The organism is Pseudomonas sp. 1 (assembly GCF_056626735.1).
Genome location: NZ_JBWXMQ010000008.1, coordinates 292,351 through 308,847, shown reverse-complemented (window position 1 = coordinate 308,847; position 16,497 = coordinate 292,351). Strand labels below are relative to the sequence as shown.

The 16,497-nt window shown below is 63.0% G+C and carries 12 protein-coding genes; all 12 read left to right on the top strand.

What is annotated here, in order from left to right; all coding sequences use genetic code 11:
• Window positions 1-726 precede the first annotated feature (726 nt).
• The 12 genes from glgA to AC1MDC_RS14850 all read left to right on the top strand — a co-directional run bounded on the left by glgA (window position 727) and on the right by AC1MDC_RS14850 (window position 16,450).
• Window positions 727-2,313, top strand: coding sequence for a glycogen synthase GlgA (glgA, locus tag AC1MDC_RS14905; RefSeq protein ID WP_085704028.1), 1,587 nt, complete (start codon window positions 727-729; stop codon window positions 2,311-2,313).
• A 17-nt stretch (window positions 2,314-2,330) separates the two neighbouring features.
• Window positions 2,331-4,133, top strand: a complete 1,803-nt coding sequence (gene treZ, locus AC1MDC_RS14900) for a malto-oligosyltrehalose trehalohydrolase (protein ID WP_480393249.1) — start codon at window positions 2,331-2,333, stop codon at window positions 4,131-4,133.
• Complete coding sequence (gene malQ, locus AC1MDC_RS14895) at window positions 4,130-6,208, top strand: 4-alpha-glucanotransferase (protein ID WP_480393248.1); 2,079 nt, start codon at window positions 4,130-4,132, stop codon at window positions 6,206-6,208. The genes treZ and malQ overlap by 4 nt, the downstream gene beginning before the upstream one ends.
• Entirely contained in the window at window positions 6,205-8,979 is a 2,775-nt protein-coding gene (locus AC1MDC_RS14890) for a malto-oligosyltrehalose synthase (protein WP_480393247.1), read from the top strand. The genes malQ and AC1MDC_RS14890 overlap by 4 nt, the downstream gene beginning before the upstream one ends.
• A gap of 29 nt (window positions 8,980-9,008) precedes the next feature.
• Window positions 9,009-9,341 carry a DUF2934 domain-containing protein gene (locus AC1MDC_RS14885; protein ID WP_085700683.1) on the top strand — a complete coding sequence of 111 codons (333 nt, stop codon included), beginning with the start codon at window positions 9,009-9,011 and terminating at the stop codon, window positions 9,339-9,341.
• A gap of 108 nt (window positions 9,342-9,449) precedes the next feature.
• Window positions 9,450-11,609: a glycogen debranching protein GlgX gene (gene glgX / locus AC1MDC_RS14880; RefSeq protein ID WP_480393246.1), complete on the top strand. Its 2,160-nt coding sequence runs from the start codon at window positions 9,450-9,452 to the stop codon at window positions 11,607-11,609.
• A 1-nt stretch (window position 11,610) separates the two neighbouring features.
• A complete protein-coding gene (locus AC1MDC_RS14875) occupies window positions 11,611-12,609 on the top strand; it encodes an acyl-CoA dehydrogenase family protein (RefSeq protein WP_480393245.1) in 999 nt (332 codons plus the stop codon).
• Entirely contained in the window at window positions 12,606-13,364 is a 759-nt protein-coding gene (locus tag AC1MDC_RS14870) for a PIG-L deacetylase family protein (RefSeq protein ID WP_085700686.1), read from the top strand. Before AC1MDC_RS14875 ends, AC1MDC_RS14870 begins: the two co-directional genes overlap by 4 nt.
• On the top strand, window positions 13,361-13,960 hold the full coding sequence (locus AC1MDC_RS14865) for an SAM-dependent methyltransferase (protein WP_085704014.1): 600 nt from the start codon (window positions 13,361-13,363) through the stop codon (window positions 13,958-13,960). The genes AC1MDC_RS14870 and AC1MDC_RS14865 overlap by 4 nt, the downstream gene beginning before the upstream one ends.
• Complete coding sequence (locus AC1MDC_RS14860) at window positions 13,957-14,616, top strand: glycosyltransferase family 2 protein (protein ID WP_085700688.1); 660 nt, start codon at window positions 13,957-13,959, stop codon at window positions 14,614-14,616. Before AC1MDC_RS14865 ends, AC1MDC_RS14860 begins: the two co-directional genes overlap by 4 nt.
• Before the next feature lie 183 nt (window positions 14,617-14,799).
• On the top strand, window positions 14,800-15,561 hold the full coding sequence (locus tag AC1MDC_RS14855; protein WP_085700689.1) for a PIG-L deacetylase family protein: 762 nt from the start codon (window positions 14,800-14,802) through the stop codon (window positions 15,559-15,561).
• Window positions 15,562-15,652: 91 nt separating this feature from the next.
• Window positions 15,653-16,450 carry an endonuclease/exonuclease/phosphatase family protein gene (locus AC1MDC_RS14850; protein WP_085704053.1) on the top strand — a complete coding sequence of 266 codons (798 nt, stop codon included), beginning with the start codon at window positions 15,653-15,655 and terminating at the stop codon, window positions 16,448-16,450.
• Window positions 16,451-16,497: the final 47 nt, after the last annotated feature.

The following is a 16,497-nucleotide window of genomic DNA, read 5'->3' as shown; positions in this document are numbered from 1 at the left end:
CACATGGGTTTGTTGCAGCGGGCAAGCTGCGGGCGCAACGATGGGGGCTTTCGAGGCGGCGGCAGCGTCGAGGATGGCGGGATGGGTCATGGGCGCGCCACCCCGGTGACGAACCTGATGGTGACTGAGTGAGCGACGATAAACATTCACAGGTCCTGGTGATATCCAAACACAGGACTTTGCTGGGCTTCGCGCTCAGGCGCAGTCAGATATTTCCAGGCTTCTTGTAGGATGCGTCTCTGAAAAATGAACTACACGGCAACAAACTGCGCACCGCAACAGTGCAGCCGCCCACACGAAGCGCTCTAAATCGCGACCAACAAGTCACTGTTGTGATCCACTCGTACGGGCAAACATGCACTTCGTCGGTGCGTTACACCGTGCAGCCCGCAAGATTCGAGGTCCTCCCACCGATTGTCGAACAATTCATCCGATTGCCCTGGCCCGCTCTAGGATCTGACCTAGACTGGTTTTCGCGGAGCTAAACCGAGCGGTCACAAAGCCGAAAATTAATCGAAACTTTTGCTGATCGCACCGGGTCATCTGAACAACTGGGCCAAAGCGTTTGGTTCGTTCCTTGCAACGGCCTCTTCACCCATTCTGCTTGCGCGTGTTGGGTAGCGTTTGCTCACCGATGCGTGGCGCGTTTGCGCCCGGCCACAGGACTTGGCCATGGACATCGCTTGTTCAAGACAAGAATCAGATCAAACAAAACGGGAGATTCATATGATCAGTGCGGCATTGGAAATTCAGGGAGAACGGGCTCATCAGCCGATGGGTGAATCGAGCACCGTAAGCGTTCCCGGCAGCCGGTCGATCAACGTCCCGGGCACCAAGACACTGACGCCAGTGGCCAGTCAGAACCCCAACAAGAAGAAAGTGTTGTTCGTGACCTCGGAAATCGCCGATCTGGTGAAGACCGGTGGTCTGGGAGACGTTTCTGCCGCCCTGCCCCGCGCCATGGCGCATCTGCATGACGTCCGGGTGTTGATCCCCGGTTACCCGCAAGTGATGAACAGCGAGAATCCGATCCATATCATCGGCGAACTGGGTGGCCACGCCGCACTGCCGCCCTGCAAGATCGGGCGCATGGACATGCCCGATGGTCTGGTGATTTATGTGCTGATCTGCCCTGAACTCTATGCCCGCGACGGCGGCCCTTATGGCGCCAACAACGGTCGCGACTGGCCGGACAACCACATTCGCTTCGCCCGTCTGGGCCTGGCAGCTGCCGACATCGCCGCCAACCTCGCCCAAATCCACTGGTGCCCGGATCTGGTGCACGCCCACGACTGGCCGGCCGGGCTGGCGCCTGCCTACATGCACTGGCGCGGGCAGCGCACGCCGACTCTGTTCACCATTCACAACCTCGCCTATCAAGGCGTGACCAGTCTGGGCTCGTGCCCGGAACTCGGGATTCCTGCCCATGCCCTGCAACAGGAAGGCATGGAGTTCTACGGCAAGATGTCGTTCCTCAAGGCCGGCATGGCCTATTCGAGCCACATCACCACGGTCAGCGCGACCTATGCGCAAGAAATCACCACCCCGGATTTCGGCTGTGGTCTGGACGGCTTTCTCGCCGCCAAGACCCAGCAAGGTTTGCTCAGCGGCATCCCCAACGGCATCGATGAAAGCTGGGACGCCGCCACCGATCCGCACCTGTTCGCGCCGTTCGCCATCGGCGACTGGGAAGGCAAGGCAATCAACGCCGCCCACGTGCGCGAACTGTTCGGTCTGCATGACTCCGAAGGCCCGCTGTTTGCCGTGGTTTCGCGTCTGGTCTATCAAAAAGGCCTGGACCTGACCGAAGCGGTGTCGGAATACATCGTCCAGAATGGTGGCCAGATCGCGATCATCGGTCGTGGCGAACCGGAAGAAGAACAGGCCATGCGCGAGCTGGCGCTGCGTTTCCCCGGCCAGATCGGCGTGCGCATCGGCTTCAATGAAACCGACGCCCGGCGCATGTTTGCCGGCAGCGATTTCCTGCTGATGCCATCGCGTTACGAGCCTTGCGGCCTGAGCCAGATGTACGCCCAGCGTTTCGGCTCGCTGCCGGTGGCACGCAATACCGGCGGGCTGGCCGACACCATCGAAAACGGCGTCACCGGTTTCCTCTTCAACGAATCGACACCGGACAGCTACCGCGAAGCCCTGAGCCGCGCGTTCAAGGTGTTTGCTTTCCCGGAACTGCTGCACGCGATGCGCTGCCGGGCGATGGCCGCGCCGTTCAACTGGTGCAAAGCCGTCGAACCCTACGCCGAACTCTACGAACAACTGGTGACCAAGGCGCTGGGCAAAACGCACCACAAATAACCAGGGAGGTTTCAACGATGGCGTCACGGACACCTGAAAGCTGGCCACACGGCGCGATCATGCTGGATGCCGACCACACACAGTTCGCGTTGTGGGCGCCGGATGCGTTTTACGTCAGCGTCGAGCTGGAAGACGGTCAGTCCCTGCCCATGCTGCCTCAAGGCGATGGCTGGTTCGTGATCAAGAGCCGTTGCCCGGCCGGCAGCCGCTACCGTTTCAATATCGATGGGGAACTGGAGGTGCCCGACCCCGCCTCCAGGGCGCAGGACGGAGACCTCGACCGTCACAGCGTGGTGGTCGATCCTCATCTTTATTCCTGGCGCAACACCACCTGGCACGGCAGGCCGTGGAATGAGGCGGTGATCTACGAACTGCATGTCGGTGCACTCGGCGGGTTTGCCGAAGTCGAGCAGCATCTGGCGCGTCTGGCCGGGCTCGGCATCACGGCCATTGAACTGATGCCGATTGCGCAATTTCCCGGTGATCGCAACTGGGGCTACGACGGTGTGCTGCATTACGCGCCGCAAGCGAGTTACGGCACGCCGGAACAACTCAAACACCTGATCGACAGCGCCCACGGTTATGGCCTGGCGGTGATTCTCGACGTGGTTTACAACCATTTCGGTCCCGACGGCAATTATCTGCATCGCTACGCCAAAGGCTTTTTTCGCGAAGACAAACATACGCCGTGGGGCGCGGCCATCGATTTTCGTCGTCGCGAAGTGCGGGACTTCTTCATCGAAAACGCATTGATGTGGCTGCTGGAATACCGTTTCGACGGCCTGCGCCTGGACGCGGTGCACGCCATCGAGGACCCGGATTTCCTTCAGGAACTCGCCCGGCGCGTACGTCAGCAGATTGACCCGACCCGCCACGTCTGGCTGACCGTGGAGAATGAACACAATCAGGCCAGCCTGCTGGAAGACGCCTACGATGCTCAGTGGAACGATGACGGCCACAACGCTTTGCATGTGCTGCTGACCGGCGAGACCGACGCCTATTACGCCGACTACGCCGAGCAACCCACCGAACAACTGGCCCGCTGTTTGAGCCAGGGCTTCGTGTTTCAGGGGCATACCACCCGACATGGCACGCCCCGTGGCGAGCCCAGCGAGCATCTGCCCTCCACCGCGTTCGTGCTGTTCCTGCAGAACCATGACCAGATCGGCAACCGCGCCTTTGGCGAACGCCTGCATCAATTGGCCGACCCGCGCGCGCTTCAAGCCGCCACGGTGCTGTTGCTGCTATCGCCGATGATTCCGCTGATGTTCATGGGCGACGAATACGCTGCCGAACAACCGTTCCTGTTCTTCACCAGCCATCACGGCGAATTGGCCAAGCTCGTGCGCGAAGGCCGACGCAACGAATTTGCAGCGTTCAGCGCCTTCGCCGACCCACAGCGACGGGAGCAGATTCCCGATCCCAACGCCGCGCAGACTTTCCATGCCTCGCAACCGCGCCTGACCGGCAGCGGTACGCCGGCACAGCAGGCGACACTGGCGCTGTATCGGCAACTGTTGCAGTTGCGCCACCAGCACATCATTGCGCATTTACCCGGTACGCAGGCGCTCGGCGCCCACGTACTGGGCCTTGGCGCCGTCAGCGCACGCTGGCGGCTGGGCGATGGCAGCGAGCTGCGAATCGACCTGAACCTCGGCGACACGCCAGTGGTCAACCTTCCACAGACCGAACCGGTGTGGCTGTTCCGCCAGCCCGCCACCGCAGGTCTGACGGATGAGGGGCAACTGCCCCCGTATTGCGCGCTCGTCAGCCTCACGGCCGCAACCCCTTTGCCACCCTTGGATGGAGAGCGCCTATGAGCGATGCGCAACTGGAAATTCTCGCCAGCCGGGCCGGCCTTGCCGTCGACTGGATCGACGCCAATGGCCGCCAGCAAAAAGTCGCCCCGGCGGTGCTGCGCAATGTTTTGACCGGCCTCGGTCACCCGGCCGGAACGGCCCAGGAAATCGACGCCAGCCTGCTCGAACTGCAACAAGTACAGGAAAACCGCCATCTGCCTCCACTGCTCACCGCAGACGTCGGCGTTGGCCTGGATCTGGCCCGCTATTTCCAACCCGAAACCCCTTGCGAGATTCACCTTGAAGACGGCTCGCGCCTGAGCCTCAAGCTGGACGCCAAGGCCGTGTTGCCGGGCGAGATTCCGGTCGGCTACCAGCAAGTGCACATCGCCGATCAACAATTCACTCTCGCCGTGGCACCGGAACGCTGCTTCAGCGTCGGAGACGCGGTGGACAGTCCGATCCCCCGCGTGTGGGGCCTGAGCGTGCAGCTTTATGGCTTGCGCCGCCCCGGCGATGGCGGCTTCGGCGACACCCAGGCCCTGGAAGAACTGGCCCGGGTGGCCGGTGAGCGTGGTGCCGATGCGCTGGCGATCAGCCCGCTGCATGCGATGTTCAGCGCCGACACCGGGCGCTATAGCCCCTACTCGCCGTCCAGTCGGCTGTTTCTCAATGCGCTGTACGCCGCGCCCGGCGCAATTCTTGGCGAGCGCGCGCTGCGCGATGCGATTGCCGCAGCCGGCCTGACCGATCAGTTCGAACAACTGGAAAACCTGAAACTGATCGACTGGCCAAAAGCCGCCGAGGCCAAACTGAAACTGCTGCAAGCCTTGTACGACGGTTTCATCAGTGGCGAACACCCGTTACATGCAGACTTCTCCAGCTTCCGCGATGCCGGTGGCGAAGCGCTGGAAAACCATTGCCGCTTCGAAGCCATCCAGGAAATGCGCGCCGCCCATGGCGAAAGCCTCGACTGGCGCCAATGGCCGGAACACTGGCAGGACCCGCGCGGCGCTGCCCTCGGCGCGTTTGCCGAGGAATACGCCGAGCGCATCAGCTACTTCGCATTCTGCCAATGGCTGATCCACCGCTGCCTGGAACGCGCCCAGACCGCCGCCCGCAGCGCCGGCATGGGCATCGGCCTGATCGCCGACCTGGCGGTGGGTGCCGACGGTGCCGGCAGCCAGGCCTGGAGTTTTCAGGATGAACTGCTGGCCTCGCTGACCGTCGGCGCGCCACCGGACATTCTCAATCGATCCGGACAGGGCTGGGGCATTTCCGCGTTTTCCCCGGAAGGTCTGGTGCGCAACGGTTTTCGCGCGTTCATCGACATGCTGCGCGCCAACTTCGCCCATGCCGGCGGGCTGCGCATCGACCATGTCATGGGTCTGCAACGGTTATGGGTGATCCCCAACGGTGCAGCCCCGGCGGACGGCGCCTACCTGTATTACCCGGTGGACGATCTGCTGCGTCTGCTGACCCTCGAGTCCCATCGCCATCAAGCGATCGTGCTCGGTGAAGACCTCGGCACCGTGCCCGATGGCCTGCGGGAAAAACTCATCGCCCGCGCCATGCTCGGCATGCGCGTGCTGTTGTTCGAACAGGACAACACTTTTTTCAAGCCGATACTCGACTGGCCGGACAACGCTCTCGCGACCACCAGCACCCATGATCTACCGACACTCAATGGCTGGTGGCATGGTCGCGACATCGACTGGAACGCGCGGCTCGGGCTCATCGATGCCAATGGCGAAATCGATTGGCGCCGTTATCGCGAACGCGAGCGCGAGGGCTTGCGCGGTGCACTGAGCCAGGATCCGCAAAACTTTCGCGAGGAATCCCACGAGGCCGATCAGGTGGTCGACGCCGCTGTACGTTTCCTCGGCCACACCCGAGCGCCGTTGGTGCTGCTGCCACTGGAAGATGCGTTGGGCCTCGACGAACAGGCCAACCTGCCCGGCACCATCGACACCCACCCCAACTGGTCGCGTCGCCTGCCCGGCACCAGTGAAGCGCTGCTTGACGGCGTCGACGCCGCGAGACGCCTGGAACTGTTGGCTTGCGCGCGTCTTCAGGCAGCCGAGCGTGACCGATGAGTACATTGCCTATCCAGACACCGCGGGCCACGGTCCGCCTGCAGTTTCATCGCGGCTTTACCCTTGATCAAGCAGTGCCGCTGGTGCCGTACTTCGCCCGGCTCGGCATCAGCCACATTTATGCCTCGCCGTTGCTCGCCGCCCGCGCGGGCTCGATGCACGGCTACGATGTGGTCGACCCGACCCGCGTCAATCCGGAACTCGGCGGCGAGCCGGCCTTGCGTCGCCTGGTCGCCAGCCTGCGCGAGCATGGCATGGGGCTGATCCTCGACATCGTCTCCAATCACATGGCGGTCGGTGGCGGCGACAACCCGTGGTGGCTCGATCTGCTGGAATGGGGACGGCTCAGCCCCTACGGCGAATTCTTCGATATTCAGTGGCACTCGCCGGACCCCTTGATGGAAGGCCAGTTGCTGCTGCCGTTTCTTGGCAGCGATTACGGCGTCGCGCTACAGGACGCGACCCTGCCACTGGTGTTCAACGCCGAGAGCGGTACCTTCCATGTCGAGCACTACGAACACCACTTCCCGATCTGCCCCGGCGATTACGGCGAACTGCTCAAAGCCGATGACACCTCGAACGAAGCGCTCAAAGCCCTCGCCGACCGTTTCAGCGCGCTCAGTTATCAGATCGACGCCCGCTCGCTGGCCCTCCCGCTCAAGGAAGAACTTCAGCAACTGGCCAGCGACCCCGACGTTCTGCAGGCCATCCAGCGCAACCTGACCCGCTACGATTCGAAGACCGAAGACGGGTTTCAGCGCCTGCACCAATTGCTCGAGCGGCAAAGCTATCGTCTGGCGAGCTGGCGCACGGCGGCGGATGACATCAACTGGCGGCGCTTCTTCGACATCAACGAACTTGGCGGTTTGCGCGTCGAGCGTCCGGCGGTGTTCGAGGCCACCCACGGCAAGATTTTCCAGTTGATCGGCGAAGGCCTGATCGACGGCCTGCGCATCGACCACATCGACGGCCTCGCCGATCCGCGCAGTTACTGCCGCAAACTGCGCCGGCGCCTCGACCACCTGGCACCGGGCCGACACTTGCCGATCTACGTCGAGAAGATTCTTGGCGACGGTGAAACCCTGCCCACCGACTGGTCCGTGGACGGCAGCACCGGTTACGAATTCATGAATCAGTTGTCGCTGCTGCAACACGACCCGGACGGCGAACATGTGCTGGGCGATTTGTGGAAACGTCGCACCGAACGTCCCTCTGCGTTTATCGAAGAGGCGCAACTGGCGCGCCAGCAGATCCTCAACGGTTCGCTGGCCAGCGATTGCGAAAGCGTCGCCCAGGCCCTGCTGCAAGTGGCGCGCGATGACCTGATGACCCGCGACCTCACGCTCGGCTCGATCCGCCGGGTGTTGCAGGCGCTGATCGTGCACTTCCCGGTCTATCGCACTTACATCACTCCGATGGGCCGCTCCGCGCGGGACGAGGTGTTTTTCCAACAGGCCATGGATGGGGCGCGGCAGGCATTGAGCGAAGCCGATTGGCCAGTGCTGGACTCCGTAGCCGGCTGGCTCGGCGGCCAGCCGTGGCGACGCAAGCCCCGTGGCCGTTCGCGCAAGATTCTGAAACACGCCTGCGTGCGCTTTCAGCAACTCACCTCGCCAGCTGCCGCCAAAGCGGTGGAAGACACCGCGCTGTATCGCTCGGCGGTGCTGCTGTCGCGCAATGACGTCGGCTACAACACCGAACAGTTCAGCGCGCCGGTCAGCGACTTTCACGCGGTGAACCAGCAACGGCTGGCGAGCTTCCCGGACAACCTGCTGGCCACCGCCACCCACGATCACAAACGCGGCGAAGACACCCGCGCGCGGCTGGCCGTGCTCAGCGAACGCAGCCACTGGTACGCCGAACAGGTCGAGTTGTGGCGCGCCCTCGCCCGGCCGCTGCGCCATGACGATCAACTGCCGTCGTCGGCAGACGAATTGATCCTCTATCAGGCGCTGCTCGGCAGTTGGCCGCTGGACCTGCGCGACGACGATCAGGCCGGTTTCGCCGACTACGCCAAGCGTGTTTGGCAGTGGCAGCAGAAAGCCCTGCGCGAAGCCAAGCTGCAAAGCAGCTGGAGTGCGCCGAACGAGGCTTACGAAAACGCAGCCCAAGCGTTCACCGAACAATTGCTGCTGGCCCCCGAGGGCGAACTGCTGCGCGGGGCGCTGGCCAAGACCGTCAACAGCATCGCCGCGGCCGGCGCCCTTAACGGGCTGGCGCAAACCTTGCTGCGCATGACGGTGCCGGGGGTGCCGGATCTGTATCAGGGCAACGAGTATTGGGATTTCAGTCTGGTCGATCCCGACAACCGCCGGCCGGTGGACTACGGCCTGCGCGAACAGACCCTGAAGGCGACGCCCGCCCAGGACCTGTTATCGGGTTGGCGTGACGGGCGAATCAAGCAGGCCTTGATCGCTCAGGTGCTGCAGTTGCGCACCGAACACAGCGAATTGTTCCGCCGCGGTTCGTACCAGGCCCTCGAGGTACTGGGCAGCCAGGCGCACAACGTGCTCGCGTTTGCCCGCGAGCATGGGGGACAACGGGTCATCGTAGTCGTGCCGATCCGTTGCGCAACACTGCTGGAAAACAGTGCCATACCGAAGGTCGATGCGCTGCGCTGGGGCGATACGCGGGTGGTTTTACCGTTCGACGCCTCTGACGAAAATCTGAAGGGACTTTTTTCAAGCAGCGCAGTCACAAAAAACAGGGAGCTGCACGTCAGCGCCGCGCTGGGGGATTTCCCGGTCAATCTGCTTATTCAACACGTCTAGCAGCATGAGTTCAGTTCAGGAGCATTGCGATGAGTACCGACGATAAACGCATCCGCGAATTCGCCTATCAGATCTGGGAATCAGAAGGAAAACCCGAAGGCCAGGAAGCCCGCCACTGGGAGATGGCGCGCAAACTGGCCGAAGCCGAAGCGCTGGCACCGAAGAAATCGCCCAAGGCTGCCGGCAGTAAAACCGCCGGCAAGACCGCCACCAGCAAAGCCGCCGACGGCAAGGCGCCCGTAGCCAAACCCAAAGCGACCGCGGCCAAGGCCAAGCCAGCCAGTGCCGCCAAAGTTATTCCCCCGGGCGAAAAAGCCTCAGAGAAAAAACCTCGCGCACCGCGCAAGCCGCCAGCGGTCTGACGCGTCCCCAACCATTGAATTGAATGACCGTGTGGCGGGTTCGCTCGCCACCGAGGGCGCACTCGTCCTCGAAAAAATACCCACCCCCGATTTTTTGCAGGAGCACCTATGACCCGTCCAAAGAAAGCCGAGCCCGCCGCGCACGCCGAACCCTCGCGCATCCGTGAAGGCTTGCCCTTCCCGCTCGGTGCGACCTGGGATGGTCTGGGGGTCAACTTCGCGCTGTTTTCCGCCAACGCCACCAAGGTTGAGCTGTGCATTTTCGACGATGCCGGCGAAGTCGAGCTCGAACGCATCGAACTCCCGGAATACACCGACGAGATCTACCACGGCTATCTGCCCGATGCGCATCCCGGGTTGATTTACGGTTACCGGGTCTACGGCCCGTACGACCCGGCCAACGGCCACCGCTTCAACCACAACAAATTGCTGATCGATCCGTACGCCAAACAACTGGTCGGCGAGTTGAAATGGTCAGAGGCGCTGTTCGGCTACACCATCGGTCACCCGGACGCCGACCTCAGTTTCGACGAGCGCGACAGCGCCCCCTTCGTCCCCAAGTGCAAAGTCATCGACCCGGCACACACCTGGGGCCACGACCATCGCGTCAGCGTGCCGTGGGACAAGACCATCATTTACGAGACCCACGTGCGCGGCATCAGCATGCGCCACCCTTCCGTGCCGGAGAACGTGCGCGGGACGTTTGCCGGGCTGATGGTCGAAGATGTGCTTGAACACATCTGCAAACTGGGTGTGTCGACCGTCGAGCTGCTACCGATCCACGCCTTCGTTAACGATCAGCATCTGTTGCACAAAGGCATGACCAATTACTGGGGCTACAACAGCATCGCGTTCTTCGCTCCGGACCCGCGCTACCTGGCCAGCGGCAAGATTGCCGAGTTCAAGGAAATGGTCGCGCACCTGCACGATGCCAATCTCGAAGTGATTCTCGACGTGGTCTACAACCACACCGCCGAAGGCAACGAGCAAGGCCCGACCCTGTCGATGCGCGGGATCGACAATGCCTCGTACTACCGCTTGATGCCGGACGACAAGCGCTTCTACATCAACGATTCCGGCACCGGCAACACCCTCGATCTGAGCCACCCGTGCGTGCTGCAAATGGTCACCGACTCGCTGCGCTATTGGGCCAGCGAAATGCACGTCGACGGCTTCCGTTTCGACCTGGCGACCATCCTCGGCCGTTATCACGACGGTTTCGACGAGCGCCACAGTTTCCTTGTCGCTTGCCGCCAGGACCCGGTACTGCGCCAGGTGAAAATGATCGCCGAGCCTTGGGACTGTGGCCCCGGCGGTTATCAGGTCGGCAACTTCCCGCCGGGCTGGGTCGAGTGGAACGACAAGTTCCGCGACACCGTACGCGCGTTCTGGAAAGGCGACGACGGCCAGCTCGCCGACTTCGCCAGTCGCATGACCGCCTCCGGGGAAATGTTTAACCAGCGCGGCCGCCGGCCTTATTCGTCGGTGAATTTCGTCACTGCCCACGACGGTTTTACCCTCAACGATCTGGTCTCCTACAACGACAAGCACAATGAGGCCAACGACGAAAACAATCAGGACGGCAGTAACAACAACCTGTCATGGAACCACGGCGTCGAAGGCCCCACCGACGATCCGGAAATCAATGCGCTGCGCCACCGGCAGATGCGCAACTTCTTCGCCACCTTGCTGCTGTCCCAGGGCACGCCGATGCTGGTGGCCGGCGACGAATTCGCCCGCACCCAGGACGGCAACAACAATGCCTATTGCCAGGACAGCGAAATCGGCTGGGTCAACTGGGACCTGAGCGAGGACGGCAAGGCGCTGCTGAAATTCGTCAAACGCCTGATCAAGTTGCGCCTGGCCTACCCGATCCTGCGACGCGGGCGTTTTCTGGTGGGCGAATACAACGAGGACATCGGCGTCAAGGACGTGACCTGGCTCGCGCCGGATGCCACGGAGATGACCACCGAACACTGGCATGACGCGCATAACCGCTGCATGGGTATGTTGCTCGACGGTCGCGCGCAGGAAACCGGGATCCGCCGCAAGGGCGCCGACGCCACGTTGCTGCTGGTGTTCAACGCCCATCACGACATCGTCAACTTCACCTTGCCGGAAGTGCCTGAAGGCAGCTTCTGGACCTGCATGATCGACACCAACCAACCATCGATCCGGGGTCAGGAGCGCTTCACGTTCGGTCACGAGTATTCGGTCACCGGGCGTTCGCTGCTGCTGTTTGAACTGCAACGCGAAGAAGAGGACTGACATGGACTTGCCCGGCTATCTCTCACGGCACGCGCCGGATTACCGCGATACCACCGCTCTCGGGCTGTGTCTGCGGGAAATGGTCGAGGCCGGTCTCGACCGTCTGCCACTGCCCGGCAGCGGCCGCACGCTGGAGCGCTGGCAACGACTGTCCGAGGTCGGCGGGCATGATCTGGGGCTGTGCAAACTCTACGAAGGCCATACCGACGCGTTGGCGATCATCGAGCAACTGGGTGGCTCGCCGACGCCCGGCAGCACATGGGGCATGTGGGCGGCCGAACCACCGCAGGCGCGGGTTCGGGTCAGCCGTTCGGGACAAATGGTGCGGTTGAACGGGTGCAAGGCCTGGTGCTCCGGCGCGGCGGTGCTCAGTCACGCCCTGCTCACCGCGTGGGATGAGGACGATCGTCAGCAACTGGTGGCCGTGGCCCTCGATCAACCGGGTGTGACCGTGACCGATCAGGGCTGGCAAGCGGTCAGTATGGCGGCCACCGGCAGCGTCGAAGTGCTGTTCGACGATGTCGAGGCCCAGGCGATCGGCGACCCTGGCGACTATCTGCAACGTCCGGGTTTCTGGCACGGCGGGATCGGGATCGCCGCGTGCTGGTACGGCGCCGCGAGGGAGATCGGCGAGCGCTTGCGCCAGCAATGTGCGCGACGTGAAGAACCCCACGCGCTGGCCAGTCTCGGCGCCGTCGACAGCGCCTTGCACGGTGCCGCTGAGGTGCTGCGGGTCAGTGCCCTGAACATCGACAGCAATCCTCACCGCAACGCCGAGTTGCTGGCCCGTCGCGTGCGCGCCGTGGTCGAGGATGCCGCCGAACAGGTCATTCGCGAGACCGGTCGGGCACTCGGCGCCGGGCCGTTCTGCAAGGATCCACACTTTGCCCGCCTGGCGGCGGACTTGCCGGTGTATCTGCGCCAGAGCCACGCCGAACGTGATCTGGCGGCATTGGGCCAACTGATCGCTCAGCAACCGCGCGAGGGTTGGGCCTTATGAAGCGCAATCCGATCGTCGGCGAGGGAACCTCCCTGCACGAATGGCAGGGCTCACGTCATCTGGCGGCGGTCGACAGCATCGACATTCTCGAGCTGGTACCGCCGGGGTCGCGGGCGGTGGTGATCGCGCCGCATCCGGATGATGAAGTGCTCGGTTGCGGCGGACTGCTGCAACGGCTCGCGGCGGCGGGCCGAACCCTGCAATTGATCTCGGTCACCGATGGCAGCGCCAGTCATCCGGGATCGGATCGCTGGCCGGTGGAGCGCCTGAGCGTGGTGCGCCCGCAGGAGTCCGCCGAAGCCCTGCGCCGTCTCGGCCTGCCCATGCACCAGTTGCAATGGCTGCGCGGCGGCTTCCCCGACACCCAGGTCGCCGCGAGCGAGTCGATGCTGTGCGAATACCTGACCCGCTACCTGCATCCCGACGATGTGATCTTCACCACCTGGCGCGAAGACGGCCACAGCGACCACGAAGCTGTCGGCCGTGCCAGTGTCGAGGCGGCCCGGCGCGTGGGCGCGATCTGCCACGAACTGCCGGTCTGGACCTGGCACTGGGCAACCCCCGAAGACGCCGTCGTGCCGTGGGAGCGGGCGCGCAAGATTTTGCTCAGCCCCGCACAGGTCGCGCGCAAACGCCACGCGGTGCATGCGTTCGCCAGCCAGCTGGAAGGCGATCCGCAAGCCGGACTCGCTCCGGTGCTCGCGCCCTATGTCATCGATCGATTGCTGCAACCGTTCGAGGTGGTCTTTCTATGAGTGTCGAGGACCGCTACTTCGAAGGCCTGTTCACGGGCAACAACGACCCCTGGGGATTTCGCCAGCGCTGGTACGAACAACGCAAACGCCTCGTGACGCTGGCAGCCCTGCCCCGTCCGCACTATCGGGCCATCTTCGAACCGGGGTGCGCCAATGGTGAACTGAGTGCGGCGCTGGCCGGGCGCTGCGATCGGCTGTTGTGCTGCGACACCAGCGCCGCCGCTGCCGATCTGGCGCGTACTCGGCTGAGCCTGTTTGACCACGCCGAGGTACGGCACGGACGCTTGCCGAGCGACTGGCCTGAGGAAAAATTCGACCTGATTGTATTTAGCGAAATCGGCTACTACCTCGACCGGCAGGATCTGACGGAAGTCATCCGGCGCATCAGCGATTCATTGACGGCGGACGGGCAACTGCTGGCCTGTCACTGGCGCCCGCCCATCGAAGGTTGCCCGCTCAATGCGCGACAAGTCCACGACCTGATTCACGAACAGTTGCACCTGCCGCGACTGGTTCTGCATCAGGAAGCGGACTTTCTGCTGGAAGTCTGGAGCCGCGAACCCCGTTCGGTGGCCGCGCTGGAGGGGTTGCGATGATCGGCATCCTGATTCCTGCGCACAACGAAGAGCAATGGCTCGATGAATGCCTGCGCGCGGCCTTGCGAGCCGCCGAAAACTCCCTGCTGGCCGGTGAACCGGTGGAAATCCTCGTAGTGCTCGACAGTTGTACCGATCGCTCGGCACACATCGTCAGCCAATACCCGGTGCAAGCATTGAGCATCGAAGCGCGCAATGTCGGTCAGGCCCGTGCCGTTGGCGCACAACACCTGCTTGAGCGCGGTGCGCGCTGGATTTCCTGCTCGGACGCCGACAGCCGCGTCGCCGAGGATTGGTTGGTGGCACAGCTGGGGCTGGGCACCGATGCGGTGTGCGGCACGGTGACCGTTGACCGCTGGCAAGACGGGTTCGATGAGGCGGCACAGATTCGCTATCACCGTGATTACCGGGCCTGCGATGGCCACCGGCACATCCATGGCGCCAATCTGGGTGTCAGCGCGCAAGCCTATGTCCGCGCCGGCGGCTTCGAGCCGTTGCCCCGAGATGAGGACGTGCAGCTGGTGCGTCAACTCGAGCGTTCAGGAGCCAGCATCGCCTGGAGCCATCGTCCGCAAGTCATCACCAGCGCCCGTCTGGACAGTCGCGCACGGGGCGGTTTTGGCGACTATCTGCGACAGTTGGCACAGACTGAATAAAAAAAAGCGGATCAGGTTGATCTGTGACGCGACGAACCGCCCGTCTTGAGCAATACTCTGCTGCGCAGCAATCCAGGGTTCGGAGCGCTGCAGGGCTTTCCACCAGCCTTCACGGGTCGAACACGCCTGGAATGACCAGCGCTTGTACGACTGAGGGCGAGACTCAACAAGGACGTATCACTGATGAAATCGTTATCCCTCAGCGAGAGCGGCCTGCCGGCGCAGATCTGGAACAGCGCCCCGCAGCTCGACAACATTCCCGTCATCAATACTCACACTTTGGTGCCACCCGGCGTTCGCGCCGTGGTCATCGCCCCGCACCCCGGCGATGAGGTGGTGACCTGCGGCGGCCTGCTGCAACTGCTTTCCAGCCTCGGGCATCCCTTGCAACTGCTGTCGATCACCGATGGCAGCGCCAGTCATCCGGGCTCGCGTCAGTGGTCGGAAAAACGCCTGAGCGTGTTCCGCCCGCAGGAAAGCGTCGAAGCCCTGCGCCGTCTGGGCATGCCGATGCACAGCCTGAAATGGGTACGCGGCGGTTTCACCGACAATGCCCTGCTCGACCAGGAAACCCAACTGACCGAGTTCATCGCCCGCTACCTGCGCCCCGGCGACGTGGTCTTCAGCACCTGGTGCCAGGACGGCACCGCCGATCATGAAGCGGTCGGCCGGGCCAGCGCCAAAGCCGCAAGACAGGTCGGCGCCACTTTTCACGACGTGCCGGTCTGGGCCTGGCACTGGCCGGAGCGGGACCAGGCTCAGATACCGTGGCATCGCGCACGCAAACTGCGACTCGATACCTGGACCGTCGCGCGCAAGAGCCACGCCACCCATGCCTACGCCAGCCAGCTCATTGGCGAACCGGCGATCGGTATCGCACCGCTGCTGCCCAAGTCGATTCTGGAACGCATGCGCCTGCCTTACGAAATCGTCTTCGTCGACTGATGATCCGTCGGGCGCGGGCAGCCACTCAAAGTGAACTGCCCGCGTCCGGATCAGTCGCATGAACAGGCAGTCATGATTCAGAGGAGTGAACGTGTCCAGTGATCCGAAGCGTCATGCCGTCGACGCACAGACCTCGACCCCGTCCGCCATCCATCGCCTGCGGGTGCTGACGGTCAATACGCACAAGGGTTTCACCGCGCTCAATCGACGTTTCATCCTTCCGGAACTGCGTGAAGCGGTACGCAGCACCTCGGCCGATCTGGTGTTTCTGCAGGAAGTGGTGGGTGAACACGAGCGGCATTCCAGCCGCTACAACGAGTGGCCGCAGACCTCGCAGTACGAATTTCTCGCCGACAGCATGTGGAGCGACTTTGCCTACGGCCGCAATGCGGTGTATCCCGATGGCCATCACGGCAACGCTCTGTTGTCGAAATACCCGATCCGCGAATACCGCAACCTTGACGTCTCGATCACCGGCCCGGAACGGCGCGGGCTGCTGCATTGCGTCCTGGATGTGCCGGGGCATGCCGAAGTGCATGCCATCTGCGTGCACCTGAGCTTGCTCGAAAGCCATCGGCAATTGCAGTTGCAGCTGCTCTGCCAGTTGCTCGAATCCCTGCCTGACGATGCCCCGGTGATCATCGCCGGCGACTTCAACGACTGGCAGTTGCAGGGCAACGTCGCCCTCGCCCGCCGCGACTACCTGCACGAAGCCTTCGAACGTCATCACGGCCGTCCGGCCAAGACTTACCCTGCGCGTTTCCCGTTGCTGCGACTGGACCGGATATACCTGCGCAATGCCAGCAGCCACGACCCGCAGATCCTTGGCAACAAACCGTGGACGCATCTCTCGGATCATTTACCGCTGGCAGTAGAAGTGCACATTTAGGGCGTAGACGCCATTTGCCTGCCGATTCGCCCGCTTCCCCTGTCAGT

Excerpts from the sequence above, each read along its gene's own strand:
- glgA (WP_085704028.1), top strand. The coding sequence starts at position 727 with ATGATCAGTGCGGCATTGGAAATTCAGGGAGAACGGGCTCATCAGCCG.
- treZ (WP_480393249.1), top strand. The coding sequence starts at position 2,331 with ATGGCGTCACGGACACCTGAAAGCTGGCCACACGGCGCGATCATGCTG.
- malQ (WP_480393248.1), top strand. The coding sequence starts at position 4,130 with ATGAGCGATGCGCAACTGGAAATTCTCGCCAGCCGGGCCGGCCTTGCC.
- AC1MDC_RS14890 (WP_480393247.1), top strand. The coding sequence starts at position 6,205 with ATGAGTACATTGCCTATCCAGACACCGCGGGCCACGGTCCGCCTGCAG.
- AC1MDC_RS14885 (WP_085700683.1), top strand. The coding sequence starts at position 9,009 with ATGAGTACCGACGATAAACGCATCCGCGAATTCGCCTATCAGATCTGG.
- glgX (WP_480393246.1), top strand. The coding sequence starts at position 9,450 with ATGACCCGTCCAAAGAAAGCCGAGCCCGCCGCGCACGCCGAACCCTCG.
- AC1MDC_RS14875 (WP_480393245.1), top strand. The coding sequence starts at position 11,611 with ATGGACTTGCCCGGCTATCTCTCACGGCACGCGCCGGATTACCGCGAT.
- AC1MDC_RS14870 (WP_085700686.1), top strand. The coding sequence starts at position 12,606 with ATGAAGCGCAATCCGATCGTCGGCGAGGGAACCTCCCTGCACGAATGG.
- AC1MDC_RS14865 (WP_085704014.1), top strand. The coding sequence starts at position 13,361 with ATGAGTGTCGAGGACCGCTACTTCGAAGGCCTGTTCACGGGCAACAAC.
- AC1MDC_RS14860 (WP_085700688.1), top strand. The coding sequence starts at position 13,957 with ATGATCGGCATCCTGATTCCTGCGCACAACGAAGAGCAATGGCTCGAT.
- AC1MDC_RS14855 (WP_085700689.1), top strand. The coding sequence starts at position 14,800 with ATGAAATCGTTATCCCTCAGCGAGAGCGGCCTGCCGGCGCAGATCTGG.